The organism is Stenotrophomonas sp. 3(2025), from assembly GCF_052665395.1.
Map to the genome: position 1 here is coordinate 274201 of NZ_JBQOIF010000001.1, position 26899 is coordinate 301099.

At 67.0% G+C, this 26899-nt stretch carries 25 protein-coding genes and 1 pseudogene; 11 read left to right on the plus strand and 15 right to left on the minus strand.

All coding sequences use genetic code 11. The features are described 5' to 3' along the window. Positions 1 to 23: 23 nt before the first annotated feature. Both ACUXVE_RS01280 and ACUXVE_RS01285 read right to left on the minus strand, forming a co-directional pair. Complete coding sequence (locus ACUXVE_RS01280) at positions 24 to 353, minus strand: DUF3817 domain-containing protein (protein WP_223485807.1); 330 nt, start codon at positions 351 to 353, stop codon at positions 24 to 26. A gap of 121 nt (positions 354 to 474) precedes the next feature. Continuing rightward, on the minus strand, positions 475 to 1410 hold the full coding sequence (locus ACUXVE_RS01285; protein WP_445513659.1) for a TIGR03571 family LLM class oxidoreductase: 936 nt from the start codon (positions 1408 to 1410) through the stop codon (positions 475 to 477). Positions 1411 to 1464: 54 nt separating this feature from the next. Here ACUXVE_RS01285 and ACUXVE_RS01290 point away from each other — a divergent pair, with 54 nt between their 5' ends. From ACUXVE_RS01290 to ACUXVE_RS01310, 5 genes are all read left to right on the plus strand, one after another. Then, positions 1465 to 1944 carry a GNAT family N-acetyltransferase gene (locus ACUXVE_RS01290; RefSeq protein WP_222389229.1) on the plus strand — a complete coding sequence of 160 codons (480 nt, stop codon included), beginning with the start codon at positions 1465 to 1467 and terminating at the stop codon, positions 1942 to 1944. A 99-nt stretch (positions 1945 to 2043) separates the two neighbouring features. Beyond that, positions 2044 to 3567: a thioredoxin family protein gene (locus ACUXVE_RS01295; RefSeq protein WP_445513660.1), complete on the plus strand. Its 1524-nt coding sequence runs from the start codon at positions 2044 to 2046 to the stop codon at positions 3565 to 3567. A gap of 265 nt (positions 3568 to 3832) precedes the next feature. Then, positions 3833 to 4462: a superoxide dismutase gene (locus ACUXVE_RS01300; RefSeq protein ID WP_222389226.1), complete on the plus strand. Its 630-nt coding sequence runs from the start codon at positions 3833 to 3835 to the stop codon at positions 4460 to 4462. Then, positions 4459 to 5034 (plus strand): flavin reductase family protein, encoded by a 576-nt coding sequence (locus ACUXVE_RS01305; protein ID WP_025878578.1) that lies wholly within the window; start codon positions 4459 to 4461, stop codon positions 5032 to 5034. Before ACUXVE_RS01300 ends, ACUXVE_RS01305 begins: the two co-directional genes overlap by 4 nt. Continuing rightward, positions 5034 to 5372, plus strand: a complete 339-nt coding sequence (locus tag ACUXVE_RS01310) for a tetratricopeptide repeat protein (protein ID WP_222389223.1) — start codon at positions 5034 to 5036, stop codon at positions 5370 to 5372. The genes ACUXVE_RS01305 and ACUXVE_RS01310 overlap by 1 nt, the downstream gene beginning before the upstream one ends. Positions 5373 to 5376: 4 nt before the next feature. Here the strand turns inward: ACUXVE_RS01310 and ACUXVE_RS01315 are convergent, their stop codons facing one another. After that, the gene (locus ACUXVE_RS01315; protein WP_100465628.1) at positions 5377 to 6525 is read right to left on the minus strand and encodes a fatty acid desaturase family protein; all 1149 of its coding nucleotides are present in this window, start codon (positions 6523 to 6525) and stop codon (positions 5377 to 5379) included. A 13-nt stretch (positions 6526 to 6538) separates the two neighbouring features. Beyond that, on the minus strand, positions 6539 to 7609 hold the full coding sequence (locus ACUXVE_RS01320) for a ferredoxin reductase (RefSeq protein WP_445513661.1): 1071 nt from the start codon (positions 7607 to 7609) through the stop codon (positions 6539 to 6541). A 92-nt stretch (positions 7610 to 7701) separates the two neighbouring features. Here ACUXVE_RS01320 and fabR point away from each other — a divergent pair, with 92 nt between their 5' ends. Then, positions 7702 to 8358, plus strand: coding sequence for an HTH-type transcriptional repressor FabR (fabR, locus tag ACUXVE_RS01325; RefSeq protein ID WP_025878574.1), 657 nt, complete (start codon positions 7702 to 7704; stop codon positions 8356 to 8358). Positions 8359 to 8476: 118 nt separating this feature from the next. On the opposite strand, the pseudogene ACUXVE_RS01330 reads toward fabR, so the two are convergent. Further along, a pseudogene (locus tag ACUXVE_RS01330) lies at positions 8477 to 8599 on the minus strand (manganese-binding transcriptional regulator MntR); the annotation flags it as partial. A 70-nt stretch (positions 8600 to 8669) separates the two neighbouring features. Continuing rightward, complete coding sequence (gene mntR, locus ACUXVE_RS01335; protein ID WP_025878571.1) at positions 8670 to 9146, minus strand: manganese-binding transcriptional regulator MntR; 477 nt, start codon at positions 9144 to 9146, stop codon at positions 8670 to 8672. Between the two features lie 117 nt (positions 9147 to 9263). Here mntR and ACUXVE_RS01340 point away from each other — a divergent pair, with 117 nt between their 5' ends. Beyond that, positions 9264 to 10595: an Nramp family divalent metal transporter gene (locus ACUXVE_RS01340; RefSeq protein WP_025878570.1), complete on the plus strand. Its 1332-nt coding sequence runs from the start codon at positions 9264 to 9266 to the stop codon at positions 10593 to 10595. A gap of 93 nt (positions 10596 to 10688) precedes the next feature. On the opposite strand, the gene ACUXVE_RS01345 is transcribed toward ACUXVE_RS01340, so the two are convergent. From ACUXVE_RS01345 to ACUXVE_RS01360, 4 genes are all read right to left on the minus strand, one after another. Then, a complete protein-coding gene (locus ACUXVE_RS01345; RefSeq protein ID WP_032975313.1) occupies positions 10689 to 11015 on the minus strand; it encodes a thioredoxin family protein in 327 nt (108 codons plus the stop codon). After that, positions 10987 to 11466 carry a flavodoxin gene (locus ACUXVE_RS01350; protein ID WP_046987068.1) on the minus strand — a complete coding sequence of 160 codons (480 nt, stop codon included), beginning with the start codon at positions 11464 to 11466 and terminating at the stop codon, positions 10987 to 10989. Before ACUXVE_RS01350 ends, ACUXVE_RS01345 begins: the two co-directional genes overlap by 29 nt. Before the next feature lie 13 nt (positions 11467 to 11479). Next, the gene (locus ACUXVE_RS01355) at positions 11480 to 12520 is read right to left on the minus strand and encodes a ribonucleotide-diphosphate reductase subunit beta (protein WP_222389207.1); all 1041 of its coding nucleotides are present in this window, start codon (positions 12518 to 12520) and stop codon (positions 11480 to 11482) included. A gap of 113 nt (positions 12521 to 12633) precedes the next feature. Then, the gene (locus ACUXVE_RS01360; protein WP_445513684.1) at positions 12634 to 14961 is read right to left on the minus strand and encodes a ribonucleoside-diphosphate reductase subunit alpha; all 2328 of its coding nucleotides are present in this window, start codon (positions 14959 to 14961) and stop codon (positions 12634 to 12636) included. Positions 14962 to 15443: 482 nt separating this feature from the next. On the opposite strand from ACUXVE_RS01360, the gene ACUXVE_RS01365 reads away from it, so the two are divergent. Both ACUXVE_RS01365 and ACUXVE_RS01370 read left to right on the plus strand, forming a co-directional pair. After that, complete coding sequence (locus ACUXVE_RS01365) at positions 15444 to 16421, plus strand: zinc-binding dehydrogenase (protein ID WP_445513662.1); 978 nt, start codon at positions 15444 to 15446, stop codon at positions 16419 to 16421. 220 nt (positions 16422 to 16641) lie between these two features. After that, complete coding sequence (locus tag ACUXVE_RS01370) at positions 16642 to 19263, plus strand: TonB-dependent receptor (RefSeq protein WP_445513663.1); 2622 nt, start codon at positions 16642 to 16644, stop codon at positions 19261 to 19263. Between the two features lie 69 nt (positions 19264 to 19332). Here the strand turns inward: ACUXVE_RS01370 and betT are convergent, their stop codons facing one another. The 4 genes from betT to ACUXVE_RS01390 all read right to left on the minus strand — a co-directional run bounded on the left by betT (position 19333) and on the right by ACUXVE_RS01390 (position 22635). Beyond that, positions 19333 to 21312: a choline BCCT transporter BetT gene (gene betT / locus ACUXVE_RS01375; RefSeq protein ID WP_445513664.1), complete on the minus strand. Its 1980-nt coding sequence runs from the start codon at positions 21310 to 21312 to the stop codon at positions 19333 to 19335. Positions 21313 to 21513: 201 nt separating this feature from the next. Next, positions 21514 to 21894 (minus strand): VOC family protein, encoded by a 381-nt coding sequence (locus ACUXVE_RS01380; protein ID WP_093818540.1) that lies wholly within the window; start codon positions 21892 to 21894, stop codon positions 21514 to 21516. 67 nt (positions 21895 to 21961) lie between these two features. Beyond that, positions 21962 to 22282, minus strand: coding sequence for a DMT family transporter (locus tag ACUXVE_RS01385; protein ID WP_222389192.1), 321 nt, complete (start codon positions 22280 to 22282; stop codon positions 21962 to 21964). Continuing rightward, a complete protein-coding gene (locus tag ACUXVE_RS01390; protein ID WP_088100152.1) occupies positions 22282 to 22635 on the minus strand; it encodes an SMR family transporter in 354 nt (117 codons plus the stop codon). The genes ACUXVE_RS01385 and ACUXVE_RS01390 overlap by 1 nt, the downstream gene beginning before the upstream one ends. Before the next feature lie 161 nt (positions 22636 to 22796). On the opposite strand from ACUXVE_RS01390, the gene ACUXVE_RS01395 reads away from it, so the two are divergent. Then, positions 22797 to 23648, plus strand: a complete 852-nt coding sequence (locus tag ACUXVE_RS01395; protein WP_445513665.1) for a LysR family transcriptional regulator — start codon at positions 22797 to 22799, stop codon at positions 23646 to 23648. 67 nt (positions 23649 to 23715) lie between these two features. Here ACUXVE_RS01395 and ACUXVE_RS01400 read toward each other — a convergent pair whose 3' ends face one another. Continuing rightward, positions 23716 to 24636, minus strand: coding sequence for a M14 family metallopeptidase (locus tag ACUXVE_RS01400; protein ID WP_025878557.1), 921 nt, complete (start codon positions 24634 to 24636; stop codon positions 23716 to 23718). 131 nt (positions 24637 to 24767) lie between these two features. Here ACUXVE_RS01400 and ACUXVE_RS01405 point away from each other — a divergent pair, with 131 nt between their 5' ends. Then, positions 24768 to 26849: a TonB-dependent receptor family protein gene (locus tag ACUXVE_RS01405; protein ID WP_445513666.1), complete on the plus strand. Its 2082-nt coding sequence runs from the start codon at positions 24768 to 24770 to the stop codon at positions 26847 to 26849. Positions 26850 to 26899: the final 50 nt, after the last annotated feature.

Consider the following 26899-nt stretch of genomic DNA (forward strand, 5'->3'; position numbering starts at 1 on the left):
ACGGGCACGCACCTGCGGGTGCATCACTGCCCTGCGCGCACCGACAGCAGGCCGCGACGCTTGAACCACCACTCCAGCGGCAGGGTCACCAGCGGCGGAATCGCAGCCAGCAAGGCCAGCCCCGTTGCCCACCATGGCCAGCGCAGGCGCAGCGCCGCAAACAGAGTCACCGCCACGTAGACCAGGAACGCCACGCCATGCAGCGGCCCGAACAGCTTCACCAGCGCCACGTTGGCCTGCGGGCCGTACTTGAGCCACATGCCGGCCAGCAGCCCGGCCCAGGTGATGGCCTCGATGAAGGCGACGACGGCGAACAGGCGCCCGGTCGGGTGCAGCGGGTTACGGTGGGTCACGCAGGGCTCCAGCGCTGGATATCAAATGCGAATGATACGCAGATGCGAACGATCCGAACACCGAGGGTGGCGCCGGGCCATGCCCGGCGAACGGTAGAGCTGTGTCCACCAAGGTGGACACCTACCGAAGCGTATCGGGCAGGACGTGCTCGCCTATCTCGCCCAGTACGTCGTCCACCGGCCGGCCGTTGTCCACCAGGTTGAACATCACATGCGCCACACCCTGCGCGTGTACGCGTTGCAGGTACGCGCGCAGGCCATCGCGGCCCACCTTCAGGCCCAGCGGCAGCGGCTCCGCCGGCGCAGTTGGATCGGCCTGCAGGTCCAGCAGCATCGACTGCACGAATGGCTTGGGCGCGCCGCCGCTCTGGGCCAGCGCCTGCTGCCACAGACCGATGCGCCCTTCCTGCGCGGTCTCTTCGCGGTGATAGGTCGCCCAGCCTTCGGCCTCGCGTGCGATCCACTGCAGGCTCTGCCGCGCAGTACCGACCACCAGCATCGGAATGCGCCTTGCCGGCGCGGGAAGTACGTCGTATCCACCGGTTGCCTGCAACACCGGCGCGCGCTCGGAGGGTTCGGGGGACAGCGCCGCACGCAGCAGCGACCAGCGCTCGCGGAAGGTGCCCGCCCTGCCCTGTAGGTCCTCGCCGAAGGCCGCGAACTCTTCTGGTCGATCACCCGAGCCCAGCCCCAGCACGAAGCGTCCACCGCTGATCCGGTCCAGCGTCAGCGCCGATTTCGCCACCTGCAGCGGTTGCCGCAACGGCAGCACGATGGCCGCAGTGCCGATCACGATGCGCTCGGTCGCCGCGGCCAGCATCCCCAGCCACAGGAACGGATCATCCAGCGCACTGGCGGTCGCATCCGGCCCCTGCGGCACCATCAACGGCACATCGCGGGTCCACAACGCGGCAAAACCCAGATCGTCGGCGAGCCGCGCGACGCGGCGCGCCTCATGCGGATCGGCCAGGCCGCGTGCGGCCACCGGCGTCATCAGGCCAAGGCTCAAGCCCTGCTCTGGAAACAGACGTGCATGGGCAGGATTGAAATCAGTCATGCCGCCAGCTTAGCGTGGGGCATTGATGGCGTCCCACAACAGGAAGTACAGCGCATGCCCAGGATCCGTCCCGCCCACGTCGATGACCTGCCCGCGATCAGCGCGGTGTGCATGGCGGCCTTCACTGCAGCCGTTGCGCCCATGCTTACCGCCGAGGGCATCGCCACCTTCGGCAACGTGGCCGCAGCCAGCGCGTTCGCCGAGCGCCTGCAGGGTGACAACCACATCCTGGTGGCCGAACAGGAGGGTCGTGTGGTCGGCGTGGTGGAACTGAAGGCGGGCCAGCACCTGGCGATGCTGTTCGTCGCGCCGAAGCTGCAGGGGCAAGGCATCGGTCGTGCCCTGCTGCAGTCGGTGCTGCCGCAGGTACGCGGCCCGCAGATGACCGTGCGCGCCTCGCTCAACGCGGTGCCGGCCTACGAACACTATGGGTTCGTGCTGGATGGCGACGTCGGCGAGTACCACGGCCTGATCTACCAGCCGCTGGTGTTGGCGGTGCCCGCTGCGGTGGCTGCGCCCCCTGGTCCGCACTGATACCCCGCCCACATGCCGTGCTGCGCGTGCGACATAAGCAAACTGCATCAGCCAGCACCCCGACCGTTCCTACAATGGCCCACCACCCTGCCCTTTGAGATGCTGCCGATGCGCGTCGCGCTTTCCCTGTTGCTGTTGGCCTCGGCCCTGAGCGCCTGCTCCCCCGCGTCCGCGCCGGTACCGACGGCGAAGGCGGCATCGACCGCCCCGGCCTCCGCCATCGCCTGGCGCCAGGGCGACGTGGATGATGCCTTCAACGAAGCCGCCGAGAGTGGCAAGCCGGTGCTGCTGTACTGGGGCGCGGTGTGGTGCCCGCCGTGCAACCAGCTCAAGGCGGGGCTGTTCAAGGATCCGGCCTTCATCGCACTGACCGGCAAATTCGTGCCGGTCTACCTGGACGGCGACGAAGAAGGCGCGCAGGCATGGGGCGAACGCTTCGGCGTGCGCGGCTATCCAACCCTGATCGTGCTCGACCCGCAGCGCAACGAAATCACCCGCGTGGCCGGCGGCAACGACGCGGCCGAACTGACCCGGGCCCTGACCGTCGCCGCCAGCCGCCGCAGCGCTGTCGCCGAAACACTTGCGACCGCGCTGGCGACGCCGGCCACGCTTGGCGCCGAAGACTGGCAGGTACTGGGCGATTACGGCTGGGAGGTGGATGCCAACCGCCTGGCTGGCAAGCGCAGCGCCCAAGACGTGCTGCAGCAGCTGGCCAAGGCCGCACCCGAGCCTGCGCTGCAGCGTCGCTTCGCGCTGCTCGCCTTGGCTACCGCCGGGAAACCGACGGCAGCGCCCACCCAGGTACGCGAACTGTTGCAGGCGGTGCTGGCACAACCGGCGGAGGTACGTCGCAACCGCGAGCTGCTGGGGTATGCCGGCGCCGGGCTGGTCAAGCAGGCCAGCGCTGGTCCGGCCAGCAGCAATGCCCTTGGCCAGCAGTTGCTGGTCGCGCTGGAACGTGCCGACGCCGCGCGTGGTGATCGCGCAGACGATGCCTTGTCACGTGCGTTGACCGAGTTGGCGCTGGCACGCCAGCAGCAGCCTGAAGGCCCGCTGTCGGCAGCACTGGTGCAGCGCGTAAAGCAGCGCGTGGCCGCCGCCGATGCCGCAGCCACCGATGCACACGCGCGCCAGGCCACCATCAGCAGTGCCGTCTACGCGCTGCGTCAGGTCGATGATGATGCAGGCGCCGAGGCCTTGCTGCTGGCAGAGCTGAAGCGCAGCGAGCAGCCTTACTACTACATGCCGGAGCTGGCCGAACTGGCCGAGCAGCGTGGTGATACCGCCGGCGCCCTGGAATGGCTGAAGCGTGCCTATGAAGGCGCGCAGGGCCCTGCCACGCGCGTGCAGTGGGGCGTGCTGTACGTGGAAGGCCTGCTGCGGTTGGCACCCGATGATGCACCGCGTATCGAGCAGGCCACCGAGGCCTTGATCGCCGAGCTGGACAAGCAGCCGTCCGGCTACCACCAGCGCACGCGTCAGCGCTTCGAACGGCTGGCCGGACAGCTGCAGGCGTGGAGCGCCAAGCACAAGGGTGCGGACACGCTGGCGCGGCTGCAGCAGCGGATGCAGGCGGCCTGTGGTGAGCAGGTTGATAGCGGCTGCAAGGAATGGTTGAGCTGACGCCAGACGCAGGATTCGACGGATGGCGGTAGTGCCGACCGCTGGCCGGCACTACCCTGCTGCTTCTGCTCTCGCCTTTGACGTCGCCTCCGCGCCGGCGCGTGGACCCGTCCTGCATGGGCCCATCCGCCCACGCGATCCCGGGACAGTCAACGCGCCGGCAGCGCCCTCTTTTCATCACCCCGCTTGACCTCAACCAATGTTGAGGTGCGATAACAGTCTCCCCACGGCCATACCCCTGGCCTTCCCCACGGAGACTGTCCCGATGCCGTACTCGCTTCCCGCCCTCCCCTATGCCTACGACGCCCTCGAGCCGCACTTCGATGCGCGCACGATGGAAATCCATCACAGCAAGCATCACCAGGCCTACGTCAACAACCTCAATGCCGCGCTGGAACAGGCGGGCCTGCCGGCACAGCCGGTGGAAATCCTGATCGCCGACCTCGACGCCCTGCCCGAATCGATCCGCGGTGCAGTGCGCAACAACGGCGGCGGCCACGCCAACCACAGCCTGTTCTGGACCGTGCTCAGCGCCAATGGCGGCACCGCCGATGACGAGCTTGCCGCGGCCATCGATCGCGACCTCGGTGGCTACGACGCCTTCAAGGAGGCATTCAGCAAAGCGGCGCAGACCCGTTTCGGCAGCGGCTGGGCGTGGCTCACCGTCGATCACCAGGGCCGCCTGCAGGTCGAGAGCAGCGCCAACCAGGACAGCCCGCTGATGGGCGCGGCGGTGGGCGCCTCCGGCAACACCCCGATCCTTGCCCTGGATGTCTGGGAACACGCCTACTACCTGCATTACCAGAACCGTCGCCCGGACTACATCGGCGCGTTCTTCAACCTCATCAACTGGGCCGAGGTCGGCCGGCGCTACCGCCAGGCCAGGGCCGCATGAACGCGGACTCCGGTGCATACGCCGGGCCGTGGGCGGGGGTGTTCCCCGCTCCGGCACCGGTGCCATCGGTCAGCCTGCCACCGCGTGCGCTGCGGCGGTTGCTCGGCCATTTCCCTACCGGCGTGGCGATCGTCTGCGCCCGCGACGCACAGGGAAAACCGCAGGGGCTGACCATCAACTCGTTCGTGCCGATCTCGCTGCAGCCGCCACTGGTGCTGTGGAACCTCGCCCTGCATGCGCAGAGCCTGTCCACGTTCCAGCGCGCCACCCGCTTTGCGATCAGCGTGCTCGGCGCTGGCCAGGAAGCCCTGGCGCGCCGATTCGCCGATCCGCAGGTGCGCCATCGATTCACCGATGTGCCCTTGCTGGACGACGGCGAAGATGCGCCACCGCGTATCGCCGGTGCCGTGATCCATCTCACCTGCACCCGCCACGCGCAGTGGCCGGTCGGCGATCACCTGTTGCTGGCCGGGCGCATTGTCGATGTGCAGGAAGCAGGCGGTGCACCACTGCTGTTCCATCGCGGCCGCTTCCAGGCGGGACCGGTGGAAACCCTGCTGGAGGTGCGCTGATGGACATCGAAACGCTGGAGAGGATGCTTGCCGCCGGCAAGGACAGCGCACTGCTGCGCTTTGGCCTGGGCAAGAGCTGGCTGGATGCCGGCGACCCGGTGCGCGCAGCCACCCATCTGGGCCGCTGCGTGGTGCTGGACCCGGACTATTCGGCGGCGTGGAAGCTGCTGGGCAAGGCCTGGCTGGCTGGTGGCCAGCCGCAGGCGGCGCGCGAAGCGTGGCAGCGCGGGCTCAGCGTGGCCGGCAGCAAGGGCGACCAGCAGGCCCGCAGGGAAATGCAGGTGTTCCTGCGCAGGCTCGATCGCGATTCACCTGCGCTGTTGGCGAAGGCCGGCTGAAGACTCAGCCGGCGTTGGCCGACGCCGGTGCCGGCATGATGTCCGGCATCGGCAGGCGGCGCGGCTTGCTCGGGAACGCGTGGCGCAGGATGCGCCAGACCACCTGGGTGAACTGCCGCGGCAGCGAGCCGTTGTTGTAGTGCTGGCCGTAGCGCCGGCAGATGTCCTTCACTTCCTTGGCGATGGCCGCATAGCGGTTGGCCGGCAGGTCCGGGTAGAAGTGGTGCTCGATCTGGTGGCTGAGGTTGCCCGACAGCACGTTGATCACGAAACCGCCGCTGATGTTGGACGAACCGCGCAGCTGGCGCAGGTACCAGTGGCCACGCGATTCATTGCGCAGGCATTCCTTCGGGAAGGTTTCCGATTCGGCGGTGAAGTGGCCGCAGAAGATGATCACATAGGTCCAGATGTTGCGCAGGCCGTTGGCCACCATGTTGCCCAGCATCACCGGCAGGAAGAACGGACCGGCCAGCAGCGGGAAGAACACGTAGTCCTTCAGCACCTGGCGGATCATCTTGCGGGCCACCGGACGGGTCTGCAGCCACATCGCACGGCTGCTGATGCGGCCCTTGAACCAGCGCCCCAGGCGCAGGTCCTGCGCCGCCACGCCCCACTGGAACAGCAGCGCGAAGATCGGGGCGATGATCGGCTGCAGCAGGTAGAACGGCTTCCAGCGCTGTTCCGGGAAGATGCGCAGCAGGCCATAGCCGATGTCATCGTCCATGCCACGCACGTTGGTGTAGGTGTGGTGGCGGAAATTGTGGGTCTTGCGCCAGTTGTCGGCGGTGGCAACGATGTCCCATTCGTAGGTGTTGCCGTTGAGCTTGGGATCGCCGGTCCAGTCGTACTGGCCGTGCATCACGTTGTGGCCCAGCTCCATGTTTTCCAGGATCTTGGCCAGCGCCAGCAGCAGCGTGCCGGCAATGCAGGCCGGCCACAGCAGCGGCGCCCAGAACAACGGAGAGAACGCGCCCAGGAACAGCAGGCTGCGGCCGAGCACGCCGGACCAGCGCACAGCCGCTGCGACGCGGCGGATGTAACGGGTGTCGGAGGCGCCGAGGCTGCCGATCACACGGTCGCGGATCGCATCGAGTTCCTCACCAAACGTCTGCATCTCGGCAGGGCTCAGGGCACGGTCGGTAGCGCGGGTCATGGCAGCGGAGTCCTCAGAGATCCAGGGTCAGGTCGGTGGTCGGCGCGCTCACGCAGATCCGCACCGGCACGGCCGTTTCGGACTGGGTGTCGCCGGTGCGCAGGTGGCGGGTGGTGCCACTGACGCGTTCACAGGTACAGCTGTTGCAGATGCCCATGCGGCAGCCGTGCTTGGGCGCGATGCCCTGCGCCTCCAGGCTTTCCAGCAGCGAGCGGCCACGCGGCACGATCAGCCGCCGGCCGCTGCGGGCCAGGGTCAATGCGACCTCCCCCAGGCTGTCGGCATCACTGAGTGCCGCAGGCGGCGTAAAGGCTTCAGCCTGGAAACCGGCCACCTGCTGCGCCAGCCGCGTGCGCGCAGCGGCAACGAAGCCATCGGGGCCACAGGCCAGCACATGGCGCTGCGCCAGCGGGGTATCGTCACCGGCAACGGCCAACGTGTGGCTGTCGATGCGCGCGGCCGGCACCTCGCCTTCGCGGGTGGTCAGCAGATGCACGCGCAGGTTCGGGTTCGCTGCGGCCAGCGCCTGCAGCTCATCACGGAACTGGAACGCCGCGGCGTTGCGCTCCCAGTAGAACAGGTCTACCGGCGCCGCCAGCGGGCGCTGGCAGGCGTCGCGCAGCAGGCTGCGCATGGGCGTGATGCCGCTGCCGGCGGCCAGCAGAAGTACCGGCGCTGCGGCGGGCATGTGGAAATCACCGAAGGCCGCATCCAGTCGGAACAGGTCGCCCGGCTTGGCATGCGCGACCAGATGCTGGCTGACCTTGCCGCCTTCCACCGCCTTGACGGTAATGGCCAGCTCACGACGGCCCAGGCGGGTCGGGCTGTAGCTGCGGCGCAAGACACGCCCCTCAAGCTCGACGCCCAGGGTGACGTGCTGGCCGGCGCGCATCCCGGCCCAGTGCCGGTTGCAGCGCAGGACCAGGGTGGTGGCGCCCTCGCCGGCCGGCTCGCGCCGTACCAGGCGGGCCATCGGCTCACGCAGGGTCCACAACGGATTCAGCTGGCCCGCCCAGAAGTCGAACAGCGACGGCGACAGCCAGCGGTACGGGGAAAACAGGGAAGGACGGACGACAGCGCTCATGGACGCACTATACGGCCGCACACACAGCTGTGTATACATGTGTATATTGCACCGGATTGGGTATGATTCAGCCTTGCCCCTCCGGAAGTACCATGGCCGCCGCCACCGTTCTGTCTCCGCCTGAAGATGCCAGCAGCCCGGCCCGCCGTACGGTGAGCCGCGAGGATCTGCTGGCCGCCGCGTTGAAACTGATCGGCCCGCATCGCAGCCTCTCCACCCTCAGCCTGCGCGAAGTCGCGCGCGAGGCGGGCATCGCACCCAACAGCTTCTACCGCCAGTTCCGCGACATGGACGAACTGGCCGTCGCCTTGATCGACGTGGCTGGGCGATCGCTGCGCACCATCATCGGCGAAGCCCGCCAGCGCGCTACGTCCAGCGCCACCAGCGTGGTGCGCGTGTCGGTGGAAACCTTCATGGAACAGCTGCGTGCCGACGACAAGCTGCTGCACGTACTGCTGCGCGAAGGCGCGGTCGGCTCGGACGATTTCAAGCACGCGGTCGAACGCGAACTGCACTACTTCGAAGAAGAACTGCAGCATGACCTGGTTCGCCTGGCCGCACTGGATGGCGCGGTGCTGTACAAGCCGGAACTGGTGTCGATGGCGATCACCCGGCTGGTGTTTGCGATGGGCGCTTCGGCCATGGACCAGCCCCCTGAGAACGACCCGGAACTGGTCGAACAGATCTCCACGATGATCCGCATGATCATCGTCGGCGCGCGCACTCCCGCCGCCTTCCGCCGCGGCTGATCCCGTTCCGGTGCATGACCACCGGCACACCTGTGTGCGCACCGTGTAATGTCGAGTCAGCTGTAACGTAGAGCCAGGCCGCGCCTGGCTGGTCTCCCCAGCAAACCTGGTTCAGCCGCCCTCGGCACTTGCGCACGAATGCGCCGAACAGTGCCAGTGTCTGTTCGCTGACGTGGTGCTCGATGCCCTCGGCATCACGTCGCGCGGTATCCGGGTCCAAGCCCAGCGCCAGGCGTTCAACCCTGGTAGCGCCGGGCCATGCCCGGCGAAATGCGTGAGACGGCAACGCCTCCGCCGGGCATGGCCCGGCGCTACCGTTCGGCGGAACCGCCCTCGGCCTTGCGCACGAATGCGTCGAACAGTGCCAGCGTCTGTTCGCTGACGTGGTGCTCAATGCCCTCGGCATCACGTCGCGCGGTATCCGGGTCCACGCCCAGCGCCAGCAGGAAGCGCTCCACGGTCTGGTGGCGCTGGCGGCTGGCATGGGCCAGCGCCTCGCCCTCCGGGGTCAGGAACACGCCGCGGTACGGGCGCTGCACCACCCAGCCATCGCGGGCCAGCCGGCGCAGCATCTTCGCCACGGTCGGCTGGGCCACACCGAGGCGGGTGGCGATGTCGACCTGGCGGGCCTCGCCGCCGTCGGCCAGCAGGTCGGAGATCAGCTCGACATAATCCTCCACCAGCTCCATCCGGTGTGCTTCGCGCACTTGCCGGAAGCTCTCGACCTGGCGCTCGGCCTCGATCAAGGGGGTGCTCTTCAGCGATGTCGAATCGTCCGTCTTGCCCACGCGTGTGCCTGTCCTGCAGTTGTCATCCGGGTGCGAACCTGAATTCTGGACCAGTGACGCAGTAAAGACGATTGTTTCACATTGCTATGCGATATAGCAGTGGCTATATTGGCAGCCATGAACACTGTCGCGCCCACCGACTCTCCGGCCTCCACCGCGGCCAGCCTGGGTGCGCTCAACGCGTCGATCGCCGTGCCCGAAAAGGGCCACTGGTGGTTCCGGCTGCTGGCCTTCCTGGGCCCCGGCTACATGGTGTCGGTGGGTTACATGGATCCGGGCAACTGGGCGACCGATCTCGCAGGTGGCTCACGCTTCGGCTATCTGCTGCTGTCGGTCATCCTGATCTCCAACCTGATGGCGGTGATCCTGCAGGCGCTGTCGGCACGGCTGGGCATCGCCACCGGCATGGACCTGGCGCAGGCCTGCCGTGCGCGCTACCCCAAGCCGGTGAACCTGGCGCTGTGGGCGTTGTGCGAAGCGGCGATCATCGCCTGCGACCTGGCCGAAGTGATCGGCACGGCCATCGCGCTGAAACTGTTGTTCGATCTGCCGCTGCTGTGGGGCGCGGTGATCACCGCGCTGGACACGCTGCTGGTGCTGCTGTTGATGAACCGCGGTTTCCGCGCGCTGGAAGCCTTCGTGATTGCGCTGCTGCTGGTGATCTTCGGCTGCTTCATGGTGCAGATCGCGCTGGCCGCGCCGCCGGTGATGCAGGTGCTGGGCGGTTTCATTCCGCGCGCGCAGGTGGTCACCGATCCGCACGCGCTGTACATCGCCATCGGCATCATCGGTGCCACGGTGATGCCGCACAACCTGTACCTGCATTCTTCCATCGTGCAGACCCGTGCCTATCCACGCACCGATGAAGGCCGTCGCAGCGCGCTGCGCTGGGCGGTGACCGACAGCACCTTTGCCTTGACCCTGGCGCTGTTCATCAACGCCAGCATCCTGATCCTGGCGGCGGCGGTATTCCATGCCAACGGCCGCTTCGACGTGGAAGACATCGAGCAGGCGCACCAGTTGCTGGCACCGATGCTGGGCGTCGGCCTGGCCTCGACATTGTTCGCGGTGGCACTGCTCGCCTCCGGCCTGAACTCCACGGTGACCGCGACACTGGCCGGGCAGATCGTGATGGAAGGGTTCCTGCGCCTGCGCCTGCCACCGTGGCTGCGGCGGCTGATCACCCGCGCGCTGGCGATCATTCCGGTGGTGGTGGTCATCATGCTGTTCGGCGACCAGGGCGCGGTGAAGCTGCTGGTGCTGAGCCAGGTGGTGCTGTCCATGCAGCTGCCCTTCGCGATCATCCCGCTGGTACGCATCGTGACCGACAAAGTGACGATGGGCGCGCTGGTGGCACCGCGCTGGCTGGGCGGCATTGCGTGGGTGATCGCGCTGGTGATCGTGGTGCTGAACGTGAAGCTGCTGGTGGATACGTTCGCAGCCGGTTGATCCGCGCGGTGGGAATCCGCCGGGCATGGCCCGGCGCTACCGCTGGCGACCTGCAGTAGATCCACGCCACGCGTGGATGTGGCATTACCGGCGCTACAGGAACTCCGCGATGGCCGCTTCGATCTGCTGCGGCGACTGGAAACCCGGCATGCGCATGCGCTCGTCACCGTCCAGGAACAGCGACAACGTAGGGGTCTGCCGCAGGCCCAGCTCGCGGAAGAACGCCTCGCCCACCACCTCCAGCTGCACCCGCAGCAGGGTCGTGCCCTGGCCTGCAGTGCCGCTGGCCACCCGCTGCAGCGACATGTCCAGCATCCGGCAGCCCGGGCACTGGTCCTTGTGGAAGTCCACCAGCACGCGTGGATGGTCGGCCAGCAACTGCTGGAACTGCTCAGGCGTGGTGGCGTCGATGATCTGCATCGGTGGTACTCCAGTAGTGATCCAGGACCGCATCGGTCCAGGTATCGATGGCCGCGGCATGCCGCCGACCATGTGGCATCTGTTCGATCTCCAGCGGCGGGTAGCCACTGTGGAAATAGCGGATCAGCCGGTGCACCGCACCGCAGTAGTACTCCTGCCCCCACTGCGTTTCACCGGTGCCGAACACCGCCACCTGCCGCGGCCGCTGGCCGCGCTCGGCGATGCCTGCCACCCAGGCCTTCATCTCCGATGGCGTGCGCCCGGCGTTGTCGGTCCAGCAGCCCAGCAGCACCAGGTCGGCCTCATCCACCGGCAACGGCGGGCCCTGGCGCAGGTCGTCGGCCTCCTGCCAGTGCACGGCGTGGCCTGCGGCCCGGCAACGCGCGGCGATGTGGCGGCCGAGCTCACGGGTGTTGCCGCTGAGCGACGCCACCACGATCAGGATGCGCAGCGCCGGGCCGCGCTCAGAGGTCGTCGAAGCCGTTGTCGACGTTGGTCTTCTTGTAGCTTGCATTGCGCATCTCGAAGAAGTCGGTCTTGGTCTCGGTGAAGTTGTCGGCGTAGGCCTTGATCCACGGCATCACGTTGTCGGTGGTGTCGCTGTACAGGCGCTCGATGCCGAGCATGCCGGCCATCTTGTTGGCGCGGTACTTCACGTAGCGCACCATCTCGTCCACGTCGATGCCATCGATGCCATCGAGCACCTCCGCCGACCACTGGGTTTCCAGATCGATGGCGTGTTCGAACGACTGGTGCACGTAGGCGGTCAGCTCGTTGGTCTGCAGTTCCGGGTTCTCGCCGATGATGGCGCGGATCAGCTCGCTGATGAACTTGGTGTGGGCCAGTTCGTCACGATTGATGAAGCTGATGATCTTGCCGGTGCCGTTCATGCGGTTCTGCCGCACCATGTTGTAGAAGTACGCGAAGCCGGAATAGAAGTTGATGCCTTCCAGGATCGAGGACTGGATCAGCGACTTCAGCAGGGTTTCGGCGGTCTTCTCGCGCATGAAATCGTCATAGGCCCCCATGATCGGTGCGTTGCGCTTGATGATGGTGGGATGGGTGCGGGCGATCTCGAAGATGCGGTTCTGGTTGGGCAGGTCGGTGATCGAGGCAAGCACGTAGCTGTAGCTCTCGTTGTGGATCACCTCCTGCTGGCCGATGATCGCCGCGTTGGCGTGCGCGGCCGGATCGGTGATGTACTCGGCGACGTTGTAGATGAAGCGCGTCTGCGGCGAATCCAGCGTGGCCAGCAGGCCGATGATGGAATCGTAGGCGTTCTTCTCGCGCGCGTTGAGCTCGCCGTACTGGCGTGCGTCCACCTTCATGTCCACTTCGTCGGGGATCCAGAAGTTGGTCGACAGTTCCTTGTAGGCGCGATAGAACGACGGGTACGGAATGTCGTTCCAGTTCAGGATGCCGCTGGTGCGGCCGTTGATGATGCCGGTGCTGCGGTTGGGGTGGCGCGGTTCGAGGATCTTGATGCGGTCCAGGGGTGTTGCCATGGTCTTTCCTGCAGAGGTAGCGCCGGGCCATGCCCGGCGGAAGGTGAGGTGCGGTGGCCGCGCAGTGCGCTGGCCGGGCATGGCCCGGCGCTACCGCGGCTGGAGCGCAGCGATCAGCTCGAGCACCACTCGCATTCGCTGATGTCGATGTCGTTGGAGCGCACGTAGTAGGTGGTCTTCAACCCTTCCCGCCAGGCGCTCAGGTGCAGCTCCAGCAGGGTGCTGGCGCGGATCGTGCTGGGCACGTACAGGTTGAAGCTGATCGACTGATCGACATGGCGCTGGCGGCGCGCGTTCTGCCGCACGCTGGCGAACTGGTCGACCTTGTAGGCACCCCTCTCGTAGTACGGCCAGGTTTCCAGCGACAGGCCAGGCGCGGCCACCGGCCGCCGGAAGTCCTTCTTTTCCTCGTAGTAGAACGCGCTGTAGATCGGATCGATCGACGCGGTGGAGCCGGCGATCTGCGCGGTGCTCATGTTCGGCGCCACCGCCAGCAGCCAGCCATTGCGCAGGCCGTTGGTGGCCACCTCGCGCGCAAGACTGTCCCAGGCCGCGCCACTGTAATCGCGGTCACGGAAATAGTTGCCGTTGTGCCAGTCGCTGCCAGCGAACATCGGATAGCTGCCCTTCTCCTTGGCCAGCTGCGCGCTGGCCTGGATGGTCAGGAAGTTGATGCGCTCGAACAGGCGATCGGACAGTTCCTCGGCCTCGGGCGATTCCCAATGGATCGCCTGCTGTGCCAGCAGGTGGTGCCAGCCGAACGTGCCCAGGCCGATGGCGCGGTACTTGCGGTTGGTGATGGTGGCCTGCGGCACCGGCAGCGCGTTGAGGTCGATCACGTTGTCGAGCATGCGTACCTGGATCGGAATCAACCGTTCCAGCACATCCTTGGCCAGCAGATCCTCGGGGGCGGCGATGGCACGGCCGAGGTTGATCGACGACAGGTTGCAGACCACGAAGTCGCCCGCGCGGCGGGTGGTGACGATCTGGTCGCCGCTGACGATCTCCTGGATCATCCGCGTCGGGCTCATGTTCTGCAGGATCTCGGTGCACAGGTTGCTGGAATGGACCATGCCCGCATGCTTGTTCGGGTTCTTCCGGTTCACTTCGTCGCGGTAGAACAGGAACGGATTGCCGGTTTCCAGCTGGCTGAGCATGATCCGCTTGAACAGGTCGATCGCCTTCACCGTGCGACGGCTGATGCGTTCGTCGGCCACCAGCTCGGCGTAGCGGTCGCGGAAGCTGCCCTGCCCTCGCTTCTCGTCGTAGAAATCCTGCAGGTACCAGCCCTTGGCCTGCTTCACCTCGTGCGGATCGAACAGGTACCAGTCGGCACGGCGCTCGACGGCCTCCATGAACAGGTCCGGCACGCAGATGGCGGTGAACACATCATGCGCACGCAGGCGCTGGTCGCCGTTGTTCAGGCGCAGGTCCATGAACGCCTCGATGTCGCGGTGCCAGATGTCCAGGTACACCGCCACTGCACCCTTGCGCTGGCCGAGCTGGTCGACCGACACCGCCGTGTTGTTGAGCTGCTTGATCCACGGCACCACGCCGCCGGACGAGTTGGGCACGCCGCGGATCGGCGCGCCACTGCTGCGCACGTATCCCAGGTACGCACCCACACCACCACCGTGCTTGGACACGCGGGCGATATCGGTGTTGGAGTCGTAGATGCCCTGCAGGCTGTCGTCCACCGTGTCGATGAAGCAGCTCGACAGCTGGCCGCCGACCTTGCCGGCATTGGCCAGGGTCGGCGTGGCCACGGTCATGTACAGGTTGGACAACGCCCAGTACGCCTCGCCCACCAGCTGCATGCGGCGCACACGGCCGCTCTCACCAGCCCCGCCCTCGTTCTGCATCAGGTACAGGGCAATGGTCAACCAACGTTCCTGCGGCAGCTCATACACCTCGCGGCTGCGATCGGTAGCCAGGTAGCGCGTGGCCAGCAGGTACAGCCCGTTGTAGGCAAACAGACGATCGCGCTCGGGGTCGATCATCTCGCCGGCCTGCTGCAGCTCTTCCTTCGAATAGCAGCGCAGGATGTCATTGCTGTAGATGCCGCGGTCGGCCAGGCTTTCCTGCAGGCCCACGTAGGAACCGTACTTCAGGCTGACATCGTAGAAGCGGTTGCGGCTGGCGCGCTTGTACAGCCGGCGCAGGTACAGGCGTGCAGCGAACTGTTCCCACTGCGGCGCGACAAGGTCGACGCGCGATTCCGCTTCGCGGATCAGCAGATCCACCAGATCATCGGCGCTGATGCTGGGCTTGCGTTCGACCATCGCCAGCACCACGCGGCGATAGTCGGCCGCATCCAGCTGCGGCAGCTCGGCGTGGATGGTATCGATGCTGCGCAGCAGGCGCGCCGCATCGAACGGCAGGCGACGATTGCCGGCTTCCTTGGTGATCCAGGTCGGCACGCGCTCGCCGCTGGCGCGCATGGCGTCGCCGGCGCCGGCCAGGTCGGCCACGCGGAAGGTACTGTCGGTCATGGTGGTGGAACTCCAGGCTCGTGCGCGCGTCGGCGCCCGATGCCATGGCGGCCCTGCACGCGATACCGGCGCACGGGGCGAACGGGTGAAGTGCCAAGGGGCGGGAACACAGGTCGTCGGCATCTGCCTGCGCCTGCGGCCGGTATCCGGGCCGTGGGGGCGACCTGCGTCCGCACGGTGGCGGCCGCGTCGACACGGCAAGCCTTCAGGGGCGGGCCGCGGGACGTTTGCTGCATGTCCGGCGGCGGCGGCTGACCGGGAGTGACAGCCCCAACATAGTGGGGATATCCCGAGCCGTCAACACAAGATGCGGTGATCGTGCGCCAACGCGACCATCGGTCGCAGGATGCCGTGTTGCACGTGCGCGGCCTTGTCGACGCCGGGCGCATCCCCAGTTCGGTACAACGTCAACTTTCATTGGAACACCGCCCATGCGCGCTGCCCTGTACTCCTCCTTCGGCGATCCAGCCCAGGTCCTTGCCGTTGCCGATGCCCCCCTGCCCGAACCCGGTCCCGGCGAAGTACGCATCCGCACCGTGCTGGCCTCGATCCACAACCACGATCTGCTGACCGTGCGTGGCCTGTATGGCTTCAAGCCGACGCTGCCGGCGATCGGCGGCAGCGAAGCACTGGGCGTGGTCGATGCGCTCGGCGAAGGCGTCGACGGCCTGCAGATCGGCCAGCGGGTTGCCGCCGCCTCGGTGCACGGCACCTGGGCCGAGGCGTTCATCGCACCGGCGCGGATGGTGATCCCGATGCCGGACGCGATCGCCGATGAAACGGCCGCACAGCTGATCGCCATGCCCCTGAGCGCGTTGATGCTGCTGGAATTCCTGCACGTCGAGCAGGGCCAGTGGATCGTGCAGAACACCGCCAACGGTGCCGTCGGCAAATCGCTGGCGATGCTCGCAAAGGCGCGCGGCGTGCACGTGGCCAACCTGGTGCGCAATGCCGAGGCCGTGGCGCAACTGCAGGCACTGGGCATCGATTACGTGTTCGATACCTCGGTGGACGGCTGGAAGGACCGCGTGCGCGAAGCCACCGGGCAAGCGCAGGCCGCTGCTGCAGTCGATTCCATCGGTGGCGATGCCAGCGGCGACCTGGTCGACCTGCTCGGCCACCACGGCACCCTGGTCTCTTTCGGTGTGATGAGCGGCGAACCGATGCGCATTCCCGCCGGCGGCCTGATCTACAAGGAAGCCACGGTGAAGGGCTTCTGGGGCAGCAAGGTCAGCCAGGCAATGGCGGTGGAAGACAAGCGGCGGTTGGTGGGTGAACTGCTGAAGCGTGCGGCCGGGGGTGAACTGACCCTGCCGGTGGAGCAGATCTTCGCATTGGACGACATCGCCCAGGCGGCGAAAGCCGGCGCCGGCTCGGGCCGCAATGGCAAGGTGCTGCTGCGCGCGTGATGCCCACGGGGTCGGATCCCTTTCCGAAGGGGAAGGGCTCTGACCGTGCAGGAGGGTGCGGACCAACGGTCCGCACCCACCGGGATGGTCTGCCCCACCAAGGCCGCCGACTTTCGTTAAGAACCTGTGATGTATAACTGAATGCGCTTTCGTCATTGGAAGGTGCACTCACCCGCGTGCGGTACTGACGGCTCCTCCACCGTTTGGCGTAGTCGCTTCCATGTACCGCACCACCCTGCTTTCCAGCGCGGTCGCGCTGGCCCTCGTCGCTGGCACCGCCGGCGCCGCTGAAACCGCCGACACCGGCAAGGACAGCACCACCCTCGGCACCGTGTTGGTGACCGGCTCGAACATCAAGCGCAGCGACACCGCCGGTCCCAATCCGGTGCAGGTCGTCACCCGCGAGCAGATCCTGCAGACCGGCCGCTCCACCCTTACCGACGTGCTGCGCAACCTGTCAGCCAACGCCGGCAACAGTTTCGACGAGCAGTACACCGGCAGCTTCGCTGCGGGATCGGCCTCGATCGGCCTGCGCGGGCTGTCACCGAAGAACACGCTGGTACTGGTCAACGGCTACCGCGTGGCCAACTTCGGTTTCGCGCTCAACACCCAGGACACCTTCGTCGACCTCAATGCGCTGCCGATCAGCGCGGTCGAGCGCATCGAAGTGCTGAAGGATGGCGCCTCGGCGGTGTACGGCTCGGACGCCATCGCCGGCGTCATCAACATCATCCTGCGTCGCGACTTCCAGGGCGTGGAAGTCGGCGCTGGTTTCGGCACCGCCACCCAGGGCGGCCTGAACGAGCGCAAGGCCAACCTGCTGGCCGGCTTCGGTGACCTCGAGCAGCAGGGCTGGAACGTGCTGTTCGGGCTGGACCTGCTCAAGCGCGACCGCCTCGACGCCGACCAGCGTGCGTACACCCGCGACGGCGATTTCCGCGACAAGCCCGGTGGCCGCCTGGCCGGCTGGTCCACCGCCGGTGGCAACTGGCTGTCCAATCCGCGCGCACCGCAGCCGTTCTCGCCCTGCCCCGACGGCAGCGAACCGCGTCCCTACAGCGACTTCGGCAGCACCCTGCCCGGCCAGGCCTGCGCCTTCAACGCGCAGCCGTTCAAGACCCTGCAGCCCGGCGCCGAGCGCCTGCAGGCATCGTTGAGCGCGACCTATCGCTTCAGTGACAGCGTCGAAGCCTTCGCCGACGTGCTGTACAGCCACAACAAGGCCGACCAGATCTTCAGCGCCCCGCTGACGGTCGGCCCGGGCCTGCGTGCCTACAATCCCGCCACCGGTACGCTGACCGATATCGCCGCTGTCCTGCCGGTCGGCCATCCGAACAATCCGGGCAGCACGCCACTGCCGTTCGAGTACACCTTCTTCGATCTCGGCCCGCGCCTGAAGGACAACACCCAGGTGTTCTACCGCGCCCTGGCCGGCGTACGTGGCAACGGCGAACGCTGGGACTGGGAAGTGGCCGCACTGACCTCGCAGAGTGCGCAGCGCGAGTACGTGGACAACTTCGTGGACCGCTACGCCTTCCAGCAGATCTTGCGCGATGGCAGCTACAACTTCCTCGATCCATCCAGCACGCCGGGCGCACTGGACGATCTGCGCCTGCAGACCAAGCGTCCAGGCTGGTACAAGCTGCACTCGCTCAACGTCAAGGCATCGACCTCGTTGTGGGAACTGCCGGCCGGCGCAATCGGCTTCGCTTGGGGCGCGGAATTCCGCAAGGAATCGCTGGACGCGCGCACCAGTGCGCAGGTGCTGTCCGGTACCGAACTGCGCCCGGCGATCAACATCGTCGACGGCGAGCGCCAGGTCAGTGCCGCCTATGCCGAGTTCAGCGTGCCGCTGCATCGCACCCTGGAGCTGCAGGTTGCCGGCCGCGGTGACCACTACGATGACTTCGGCAAGGCATTCTCGCCGAAGTTCGCGCTGCGCTGGCAACCGCTGGACAGCCTGCTGCTGCGTGGCTCGTTCTCGCGTGGTTTCCGTGCACCGTCGCTGCCGGAGATCGCACCGGGGCAGACCATCAGCTACGGCTCGGTGGTCGATCCGTTCGATCCGCTGCAGCCGGGCGGCAGCCGCGGCGTGACCAACCTGCGCACCGGCAATCCGGACCTGAAGGCCGAACGCTCGCGCAACCTCAACGTCGGCGCCGTGTGGTCACCCGATGCCGATTCCAGCATCGGCCTGGACTGGTACCGCATCGAACAGGACAACCTGGTCAAGCCGGACAGCGCGCAGTTCATCGTCGACAACCCGGGCCTGTTCCCCGGTCGCGTGCAGCGCGATGGGCAGGGCCGCATCCAGATCATCACCAACCAGTACGCCAACCAGGGCGAGCTGACCACCTCGGGCATCGACCTGGAAGCCAACCGTACCTTCCGCACCGACGGCTGGGGCAACTTCACCGTGGCCGGCAGCTGGACCCACCTGCTCAGCTTCAAGCAGCCGCTGGTGGCCGGCCAGGCGCCCTATGACGGCGCCGGCAACAACCGCCATGGCGCGCTGCCACGCACCCGCGGCACCACTTCGTTGAACTGGGCGGTGGGCGACTGGAGCAGCACGCTGAGCCTGCAGTACGTGAGCGGCTATGACCAGCGCGTAGTCACGGCCACCAGCAATCCGGGCCTGCGCGACCGGGTCAAGCCGTACCACCAGCTGGACCTGTACGTGGCCTATGAAGGCATTCCGAAGACCACGCTGTCGCTGTCGGTGCTGAACCTGACCGACAAGGACCCGCCGTTCGACCCCGCCGGCGGTTCCAACGGCTTCGACATCAGCCAGTACAACCTGCGCGGGCAGTTCGTTTCGCTGGGCGCGCGCTACCGGTTCTGATTGAACAGGAGGGTGCGGACCAACGGTCCGCACCCTCCAAAGGCAAGGGCCATGCCCGGCGTGGCTGCATCAACGGCTCAGGTGCAGGAACTGCAGGTGCCGTTCGTACTGGCTGATGATGTCGTTGATGATCTGCTTGCGGCTGTAGCCGACCAGGTCGTAGTCCTGGCTACCCTCGTACAGATGCACTTCGGCGCGGTAGTAGCGCTGGTTGCGCAATTGCTGCGCGGCGAAGGACGGGGTCAGGTAGCCACTGAGGATCACCCGGTACTGGAAGTCCTGCTGCTCGCCGTGGTTGACCGACAGCTCCATGTCGCCCGCTTCGAACCGCGTCTGCACGTCCCAGCCCTGCTCGCGCAGCTGCTCGGCCACCGCCTCCATCGCCGGCTTCACCGTGTCATCCATGAAGCGGTACACCTGGTCGCGTACCGGGAAGTGCATGGCCTGGGTCAGGCGCTGGCGCCAGCCCTGGTGGTGGCGGTCATCGCCGATCAGCGGCGATGGCCTGAACTGCTGCGCGCGCTTGCGATGCGACTCGTCACTGAAGGCGCGGGTCAGGCCCCACATCATCAACAGCAGCACCGCCGAGAACGGCAACGAGGCCAGCACCACTGCGGATTTCAGCGCATCGATGCTGCCCGCCAGCAGCAGGCCGGCGGTCAGCACCGCGATCACCGTGCCCCAGAACACGCGCAGCCAGCGCGGGCCATCGTCCTCCGGCGCACCGCCATGCGAGGACAGCGTGGACAGCACCACCGCCCCGGAATCGGCCGACGTCACGAAGAAGATGAAGCTGACCAGCACGGTCACCCCGATCACCGCCTTGCTCCACGGGTAGCTGTCCAGCAACGCGTACAGCACCGTCGGTGGGTCATCCACCGCCAGCTGCGCCAACTGCTGCTGGCCGTGGTGCAGCACCTGGTCCAGCGCGCTGTTGCCGAAGATCGACAGCCACGCCAGGGTGAAGCCGAGCGGGATCAGCAATACGCCGAACACGAACTCGCGGATGGTGCGGCCGCGCGAGATGCGCGCGATGAACAGGCCGACGAACGGCGCCCAGCCGATCCACCAGGCCCAGTAGAACACCGTCCAGCCGCCCAGCCATTCCGGCCGGCCACCATAGGCGTACACGTCGAAACTCTTGCCCACGACGCTGCCCAGGTAGTCGCCCAGGTTCTGCATCAGCGTGCTGAGCAGGTACTGGGTGGGGCCGGCGCACAGCATGAACAGCACCAGCGCAATCGCCAGCAGCATGTTGATGTTGGCCATCCAGCGCACGCCCTTTTCCACGCCGGACACGGCCACCGCGACCGCCGCCCCCATCATCGCCACCACCAGCAGGATCTGCACCATGTTCGAGTGCGGCACGTTGAACAGGTGCGACAGCCCAGCGTTGAGGTGCAGCACGCCGAAGCCCATGTCCGCACCGATGCCGAACACGGTGGCAACAATGCCCAGGGCATCGACGGTGTAGCCGATGGGGCCGTTGATGCGCTTGCCGATCAATGGATACAGCGCCGAGCGCAGCGCCAGTGGCAGGTTGTGCCGGTAGGCGAAATAGGCCATCGCCATCGCCGCCAGCGCGAACACGCCCCAGCCATGCAGGCCCCAGTGCAGGAACAGCAGCTGCATGGCCTGGCGCGCACCGGCCTCGCCCGCGGCCGGATCACCCTGCGGCGGCTGCAGGTAGTGGGTCAGCGGCTCGGAAACGCAGAAGAAGAACAGGGTGATGCTGATGCCTGCTGCGAACAGCATGCCGGCCCAGGAGAGGTAGCTGAACTCCGGTTCGTCATGGTCGGCACCGAGCTTGATGCCGCCGTACTTGGACAGCGCCACGCCGACCACGAACACCAGGTACAGGGTCATCGCCAGCAGGTAGTACCAGCCGACGTTGAGCGCGGCCCAGTCCTGCGCCTTGACCAGCAGGCGACCGGCGCCGATCGGATACAGGCTGACGAACAGTGCGAAGGCAACGACAACGATCGCCGCGAAGGCGAAGACGGGCCGCAGGGTTCGCACCGGCTGATGTTGAGGCTCCAGTGCTTCCATGGGCAGCCATCTCCGGATCGATCAAAGAGTAAGCCGACCGATTCTGGCTGAATCGCAGTGGACGCAGGATGAAGTCGTGGCATCGCGCAGGCACGATCGGCTGGATTTCCGTGCTACGCGCGCGCCTGCAGACCGGCGGGCGTGCTGGGCGGCGTTGTCACTTTGGTCCGATTACGACACGCCGCGTCCGGCACCGACGATTCACCCCATCACATGCACGGCGCACAGCTTGTTGCCGTCGGGATCACGCAGGTAGGCCAGGTACAACTGGCGCCCGGCCTTGTGCCGCACGCCGGCCGGGTCTTCCACCGCGGTACCGCCGTGGGCGACCCCCGCTTCCTGCCAGGCATGCACCGCCTGCGGGTCTGCCAGCGCAAAGCCGATGGTGCCGCCGTTGGCGTGGCACGCCGCCTGGCCATCGATGGGCGGGATGACCATGAACATCCGTCCATCCTTGACGTAGACCAGCTTGCCCTCGTCATCGAACACGCCTGCGCGACCGCCGATGGCAGTGAACAAGGCATCGTAGAAGCGGCGGGAAGCCGCCATGTCGTTGGTTCCGACGGTGACGTGACTGAACATGCGGGCACTCCGTTGCGGGAAAGCCCAAGTGTCGGCCACCTCACTGATCGCCGCAATCAAGCCGGGTTCACGCCGTACTGAGCAGCAGCACCGCCGCCGTGACCAGGCCGATGCCGATCCAACCGATCGGGCGCAGGCGGTTGCCGAACAGCAGGCGACCACAGGTGGCCGTACCGATCACGCCGATCGCGCCCCACATCGCATAGGCGGTCGCCAGGTCCATGTAGCGCACGGCCTGGCCCAGCAGGGCGAAGGCGATCCAGACCAGCACGATGGCGCCGACACCCCAACGCCAGCGACGGAAGCCATCGGATCTGGCCACCATCATGTTGGCGGCCACATCGATCAGCGCCGAGCAGATCACGAAAAACAAGGCCATCAAGTTCATCAGTGCGCCTCCCCGAGGGTGACACAGACGATGCCGACCACCGCCAGCACCAGGCCGGCCAGCTGCTGCAGCGACAGGCTCTCACCGAACACGCTGATGCCGACCACGGTCAGCAGGGTCAGGCCCAGGCCTTCCCACACCGCGTAGGCCACGCCGACGGCGATGCGGCGCACCGACAGCGCCAGGAAGTAATAGGAAAGCGCCAGCGCGGCGGCCATCACCACATAGCCGGTCCAGCCGCCATCGCGGGCGGCATGGGCCATGAAGGACGTGCCGACCACTTCGGCGACGATCGCCACGGTCAGGCAGGCCCAGGCGACGAAGGCGCCACGGGCGGGAACAGGTCGGGACATGTGAAGCTCCTTGCGCGACGGGGACCGCGCCCCGTCATCAGTAGATCCACGCCGTGCGTGGATGATCCGGAACGCCCCCGCAGACAGGGGCGACGGCGGTCAGTATCATCGTCTTTTACGGTGGTATCAAAATGGATTCCATCGACAGGAGCGATGGATCAATGCCCTATTCTCCCGAATCCCTGCAGGCCTTCGTCGAGGCCGCCGCGCTGGGCTCGTTCTCGGCGGCCGCCCGCCGGCTACGCAAGACCCAGTCCACGGTCAGCACTGCCATTGCCCATCTGGAAGCGGATCTGGGCATGGCTCTGTTCGACCGCAGCGGCCGCTATCCGCAGCTGACCGACGCCGGCCGGCAGGTGCTGGGCCACGCGCAGGAAATCCTTGCCGCCGACGCGCGCCTGCAGCAACTGAGCGTGCGCCTGGCCGCACCCGTGGAGCCACGCCTGACCGTGGTGTTCTCCGATGTCTACCAGCTCGATCCGGCGCAACGTGTGCTGCAGCGGTTTGCCGAGGCATTTCCCGAGATCGAGCTGGAATGGCTGGATGCCGAGGGGCGCGACGTGCTGGAACTGGTTGATGCTGGCCGCGCCGGGCTGGGACTGCTGCCGCGACAGGCGCAGTACCCCGATGCGCTGGTGGCCCAGCCCCTGGCCCACCACAGCGAACTGGCGGTGTACGTGGCCAGCGACCATCCGCTTGCGCAGGCGGGCGTGCGCGCGGCGGCGCAACTGGCCCGGCATCGGCAGGTGCGGCTGAGTGCGCAGGTCGACCATGCACCGCCGATCAGTGGGCCGGCATGGACCGCGTCGGACTACCTGATGGTGATGGAGATGGCCGAGGACGGCATCGGCTGGGCCGAGCTGCCGCGTGCGCTGGTGCAGCGCTACGACCGGGGCCGCCTGCTGGAACTGCGCGTGCCGGGCTGGCCGAGGCGCATCCACAGCGACTTGGTGTGGCGCCGCGATACGCCACCGGGGCCGGCAGCGTTGTGGTGGGCCGAGGCGTTGGGGTGAGCTACTGCCGGCCGCTGGCCGGCATCCCCTTGCCCCATGGTTGCCGGCCAGCGGCCGGCGCTACCGATCAACGATGGGCGAGCGCGTAATCCAGCGCCGAGCACACCGCCGCCACCTGCGCGTCGTTGCACTGCTGCGGCGTCGCGCGGGGGCTGTCCGGGTAGACCTCGGTGGTGGTGGTGTACTTCGCCCCGGTGATGCCCGCACACAGGCCCAGCGGCACCAGCGCGTACTCGATCACACCATGCGCGACCACCGGCGAACCGATGATCTCGCCCTTGTCGTCAGCCGGTGCGATATGGGTCACCTTCTCCACTTCGGCGACCACGGCCTGCTGGAAGGCCGGCTGCGGATTCCCGCTGTCGTCCACCAGGTAGAAGCCATCGGGAATCAGGCCCGGTTCGAACGGCTTGCCATCGCGCGCGGCGAGTGCGGGACGGAACTCGCTCTCGTCGCTGTCGGTGGTTTCGTGCAGGTCGATGTGCAGCACGAACTGGCCCTTCAACGGTGCGATCAGTTCGATCAGCGCCGTCGATTCACGGGCCGGGCCGTCCGCGCGGAAATTGCGGTTCGGGTCGATCGCATCGAAGTTCCAACGGTTGATGCGCTCGAAGCCCCACGGATTCACGCACGGCGCGACCAGCAGGTTGGCCTTGCCGGCGTAGTGGGCGGCATGTTTTTCGAGGAACTCCAGCGCGCCCATCACGCCACTGGTCTCGTAGCCATGCACGCCACCGGTCACCAGCGCGGCCGGCAACGCCGGGTTCCAGTCGCGGCTGCGCAGGGCGAACAGGGTGTAGGTCTCGCCTGCATAGTCGAGCTGGCCGTAGGCCACCTTGTCGAAATGCCCGGCCAGAGCATCGATGCGCGGCAGCACCTCCTCGTCGTAACGGCGCAGGCGCTGCTGGCGCGCACGCCACTGCTCCCTTTCCGCAACGCCCCACGGCTGGCCAGGGGTACCGACGGGGTAGAAAGCAGCAGTGGACATGGCAGTTCTCAGCGGGTCAGGAGGCAATCGGCCACTTTACCACCGGGCCAAAGCGCTGAACGGCGGACCGATTCCAATGGCGAATGGAATCAGCAATAATTCTCATTTACGACCTTCCACGCCCCGCACCGATGCCTATTCCTGCCCCGCAATCGGCCCGCCTGCCCCTGGCTGCCGCCCTCGCCCTGTGCGTGTTTCCGGTCGCCAGCGCGCTCGCGCAGGACAGCGCCACCACGCTCGACAGCATCCAGGTTTCGGGCAGTTGGTTGGGCACCGGCCTGCACGACAGCGTCAAGAGCTTCGCTGGCGCGCGTACCGTGGTCGATCGCCAGCGCATCGAGGCCAGCGGCGCCGCCAGCTTGGGCGATGCCATGCGCCGCATTCCCGGCGTGCAGGTCACCGACAACTCCGGCACCGCTGGCAGCTCGGTCTCGCTCAACATCGGCGTGCGCGGCCTGACCGGCCGTTACTCGCCGCGCTCGACCGTCCTGCTGGACGGCGTGCCACTGGCGGTTGCGCCGTACGGCCAGCCACAGCTCTCCTTCGCCCCGGCCAGCCTGGCCAACATCGAATCGATCGACGTGGTGCGTGGCGGCGGCGCGGTGCGTTACGGGCCGCAGAATGTCGGCGGCATCATCAACTTCAGCACCCGTGCGATTCCGACTGCGGCCGGCCTGCACGGCGAGGCCGGCGTGCGCTACAGCGCTTACGACCACGGCGGCGGCGACAGCACCCAGTACAACGCGTTCCTCGGCGGCACCGCCGACAACGGCCTGGGCATGGCCCTGCTGTATTCGGGGCAGGACGGCCGCGGCTGGCGCCAGGGCAGCGATGACCGCTTCGATGATCTGGCGCTGAAGTTCGCCTATGCCATCGACGCACAGCAGGAACTGCGCGCCAAGCTGTCGTACTACGACGTGCGCTCTCTGACTCCGGGCGGCCTGACCCGCGCCCAGTACCAGGCCGATCCGTTCCAGAACACCCGCCCGTCCGACTTCTGGAAGGGCCATCGCACCGGCATCGACCTGGGCTACACCAACACGCTGTCGGAGAACAGCGAGTTCGAGGTGCTGGCGTATTACAACGAAAGCAACCGGGCCAGTTCGCTGATCAACGCGGCCAACACACAGATCACGGTGCAGCCGCGCGACTACCGTGTGCTCGGCATCGAGCCACGCTACACCCAGCGCCTGCACTGGGGCAGCAGCGTGCACGACATCACCGCCGGCTACCGCTTCCTGCGCGAGCGCGGCAACGACCGCAGCTACACCGTTACCCGCCGTACCGGTGCGACCGGCGCGACCACCCGCTTCGACAACGCCACCGATGCGCACGCGTTCTACGTTGATGACCGCATCGCCATCGGCCAGTGGCGGATCACGCCCGGCGTGCGCATGGAGTGGATCGACATGGACCGCCGCCAGGCCGGCGGTGGCGCGACCTTCAGCAGCCGCAACGACAAGTCCCTGCCCTCGCTCAACGTCGCCTACCTGCTGACCCCGCAGCTCACCGTGTTCGGCAACTACACCACTTCGTTCGGACCGGTGCAGAACATCCAGCTGAACTCGCAGAGCGCGACCAACCCGCTGCACCCGGAAATCGCCAGGACCACCGAGCTGGGCGCGCGTTGGCAGGATGCCGCGCTGCGTGCGGAAGTGACCGTGTTCAAGATGCGCTTCGACAACCAGATCCTGCAGGTGCCGGGCATCACCCCGCCCACCTTCCAGAACATCGGCGCCACCGACCACAAGGGCGTGGAAAGCGCGATCGAGTACCGCTTTGCCGAAAGCAGCGCGCTGGCCGGGCTGGAACTGTACGCGAACTACACCTGGACCAAGGCCATCCAGCAGTCAGGCAACAACCGCGGCCTCGATGTGCCGTTCTACGCGCGCGATACCGACAGCGTCGGCGCCCGTTATGCGCTGGCCGGCTGGACCTTCAACGTGTCCAGCACCCACCAGAGCGGCCAGTTCTCCGACGCCGCCAACACATGGAACGAGACCGCCGATGCGCGCGTAGGCCGTGTACCCGGCGTACGCCTGTGGAACGCGCAGGCCGCCTGGCAGCTGCCCTGGCTGGCCGACAGCGAGGTCGCGGTGGGCGTGAACAACCTGGCCGACAAGCGCTGGTACACCCGCAACGTGGATGGCAACGCCGGGCGCATGGTGGCCGCGCCGCGCACGTTCTACGTGCAGGGCCGCTACCGCTTCTGAGCATGGCAACCGCCTGATGCGGTGACGGTAGCGCTCACGGTGGCGGCGTA

Excerpts from the sequence above, each read along its gene's own strand:
- ACUXVE_RS01285 (WP_445513659.1), bottom strand. The coding sequence starts at position 1,410 with ATGACTGATTTCAATCCTGCCCATGCACGTCTGTTTCCAGAGCAGGGC.
- ACUXVE_RS01290 (WP_222389229.1), top strand. The coding sequence starts at position 1,465 with ATGCCCAGGATCCGTCCCGCCCACGTCGATGACCTGCCCGCGATCAGC.
- ACUXVE_RS01295 (WP_445513660.1), top strand. The coding sequence starts at position 2,044 with ATGCTGCCGATGCGCGTCGCGCTTTCCCTGTTGCTGTTGGCCTCGGCC.
- ACUXVE_RS01300 (WP_222389226.1), top strand. The coding sequence starts at position 3,833 with ATGCCGTACTCGCTTCCCGCCCTCCCCTATGCCTACGACGCCCTCGAG.
- ACUXVE_RS01305 (WP_025878578.1), top strand. The coding sequence starts at position 4,459 with ATGAACGCGGACTCCGGTGCATACGCCGGGCCGTGGGCGGGGGTGTTC.
- ACUXVE_RS01310 (WP_222389223.1), top strand. The coding sequence starts at position 5,034 with ATGGACATCGAAACGCTGGAGAGGATGCTTGCCGCCGGCAAGGACAGC.
- ACUXVE_RS01315 (WP_100465628.1), bottom strand. The coding sequence starts at position 6,525 with ATGACCCGCGCTACCGACCGTGCCCTGAGCCCTGCCGAGATGCAGACG.
- ACUXVE_RS01320 (WP_445513661.1), bottom strand. The coding sequence starts at position 7,609 with ATGAGCGCTGTCGTCCGTCCTTCCCTGTTTTCCCCGTACCGCTGGCTG.
- fabR (WP_025878574.1), top strand. The coding sequence starts at position 7,702 with ATGGCCGCCGCCACCGTTCTGTCTCCGCCTGAAGATGCCAGCAGCCCG.
- ACUXVE_RS01340 (WP_025878570.1), top strand. The coding sequence starts at position 9,264 with ATGAACACTGTCGCGCCCACCGACTCTCCGGCCTCCACCGCGGCCAGC.
- ACUXVE_RS01345 (WP_032975313.1), bottom strand. The coding sequence starts at position 11,015 with ATGCAGATCATCGACGCCACCACGCCTGAGCAGTTCCAGCAGTTGCTG.
- ACUXVE_RS01355 (WP_222389207.1), bottom strand. The coding sequence starts at position 12,520 with ATGGCAACACCCCTGGACCGCATCAAGATCCTCGAACCGCGCCACCCC.
- ACUXVE_RS01360 (WP_445513684.1), bottom strand. The coding sequence starts at position 14,961 with ATGCGCGCCAGCGGCGAGCGCGTGCCGACCTGGATCACCAAGGAAGCC.
- ACUXVE_RS01365 (WP_445513662.1), top strand. The coding sequence starts at position 15,444 with ATGCGCGCTGCCCTGTACTCCTCCTTCGGCGATCCAGCCCAGGTCCTT.
- ACUXVE_RS01370 (WP_445513663.1), top strand. The coding sequence starts at position 16,642 with ATGTACCGCACCACCCTGCTTTCCAGCGCGGTCGCGCTGGCCCTCGTC.
- betT (WP_445513664.1), bottom strand. The coding sequence starts at position 21,312 with ATGGAAGCACTGGAGCCTCAACATCAGCCGGTGCGAACCCTGCGGCCC.
- ACUXVE_RS01380 (WP_093818540.1), bottom strand. The coding sequence starts at position 21,894 with ATGTTCAGTCACGTCACCGTCGGAACCAACGACATGGCGGCTTCCCGC.
- ACUXVE_RS01385 (WP_222389192.1), bottom strand. The coding sequence starts at position 22,282 with ATGAACTTGATGGCCTTGTTTTTCGTGATCTGCTCGGCGCTGATCGAT.
- ACUXVE_RS01390 (WP_088100152.1), bottom strand. The coding sequence starts at position 22,635 with ATGTCCCGACCTGTTCCCGCCCGTGGCGCCTTCGTCGCCTGGGCCTGC.
- ACUXVE_RS01395 (WP_445513665.1), top strand. The coding sequence starts at position 22,797 with ATGCCCTATTCTCCCGAATCCCTGCAGGCCTTCGTCGAGGCCGCCGCG.
- ACUXVE_RS01400 (WP_025878557.1), bottom strand. The coding sequence starts at position 24,636 with ATGTCCACTGCTGCTTTCTACCCCGTCGGTACCCCTGGCCAGCCGTGG.
- ACUXVE_RS01405 (WP_445513666.1), top strand. The coding sequence starts at position 24,768 with ATGCCTATTCCTGCCCCGCAATCGGCCCGCCTGCCCCTGGCTGCCGCC.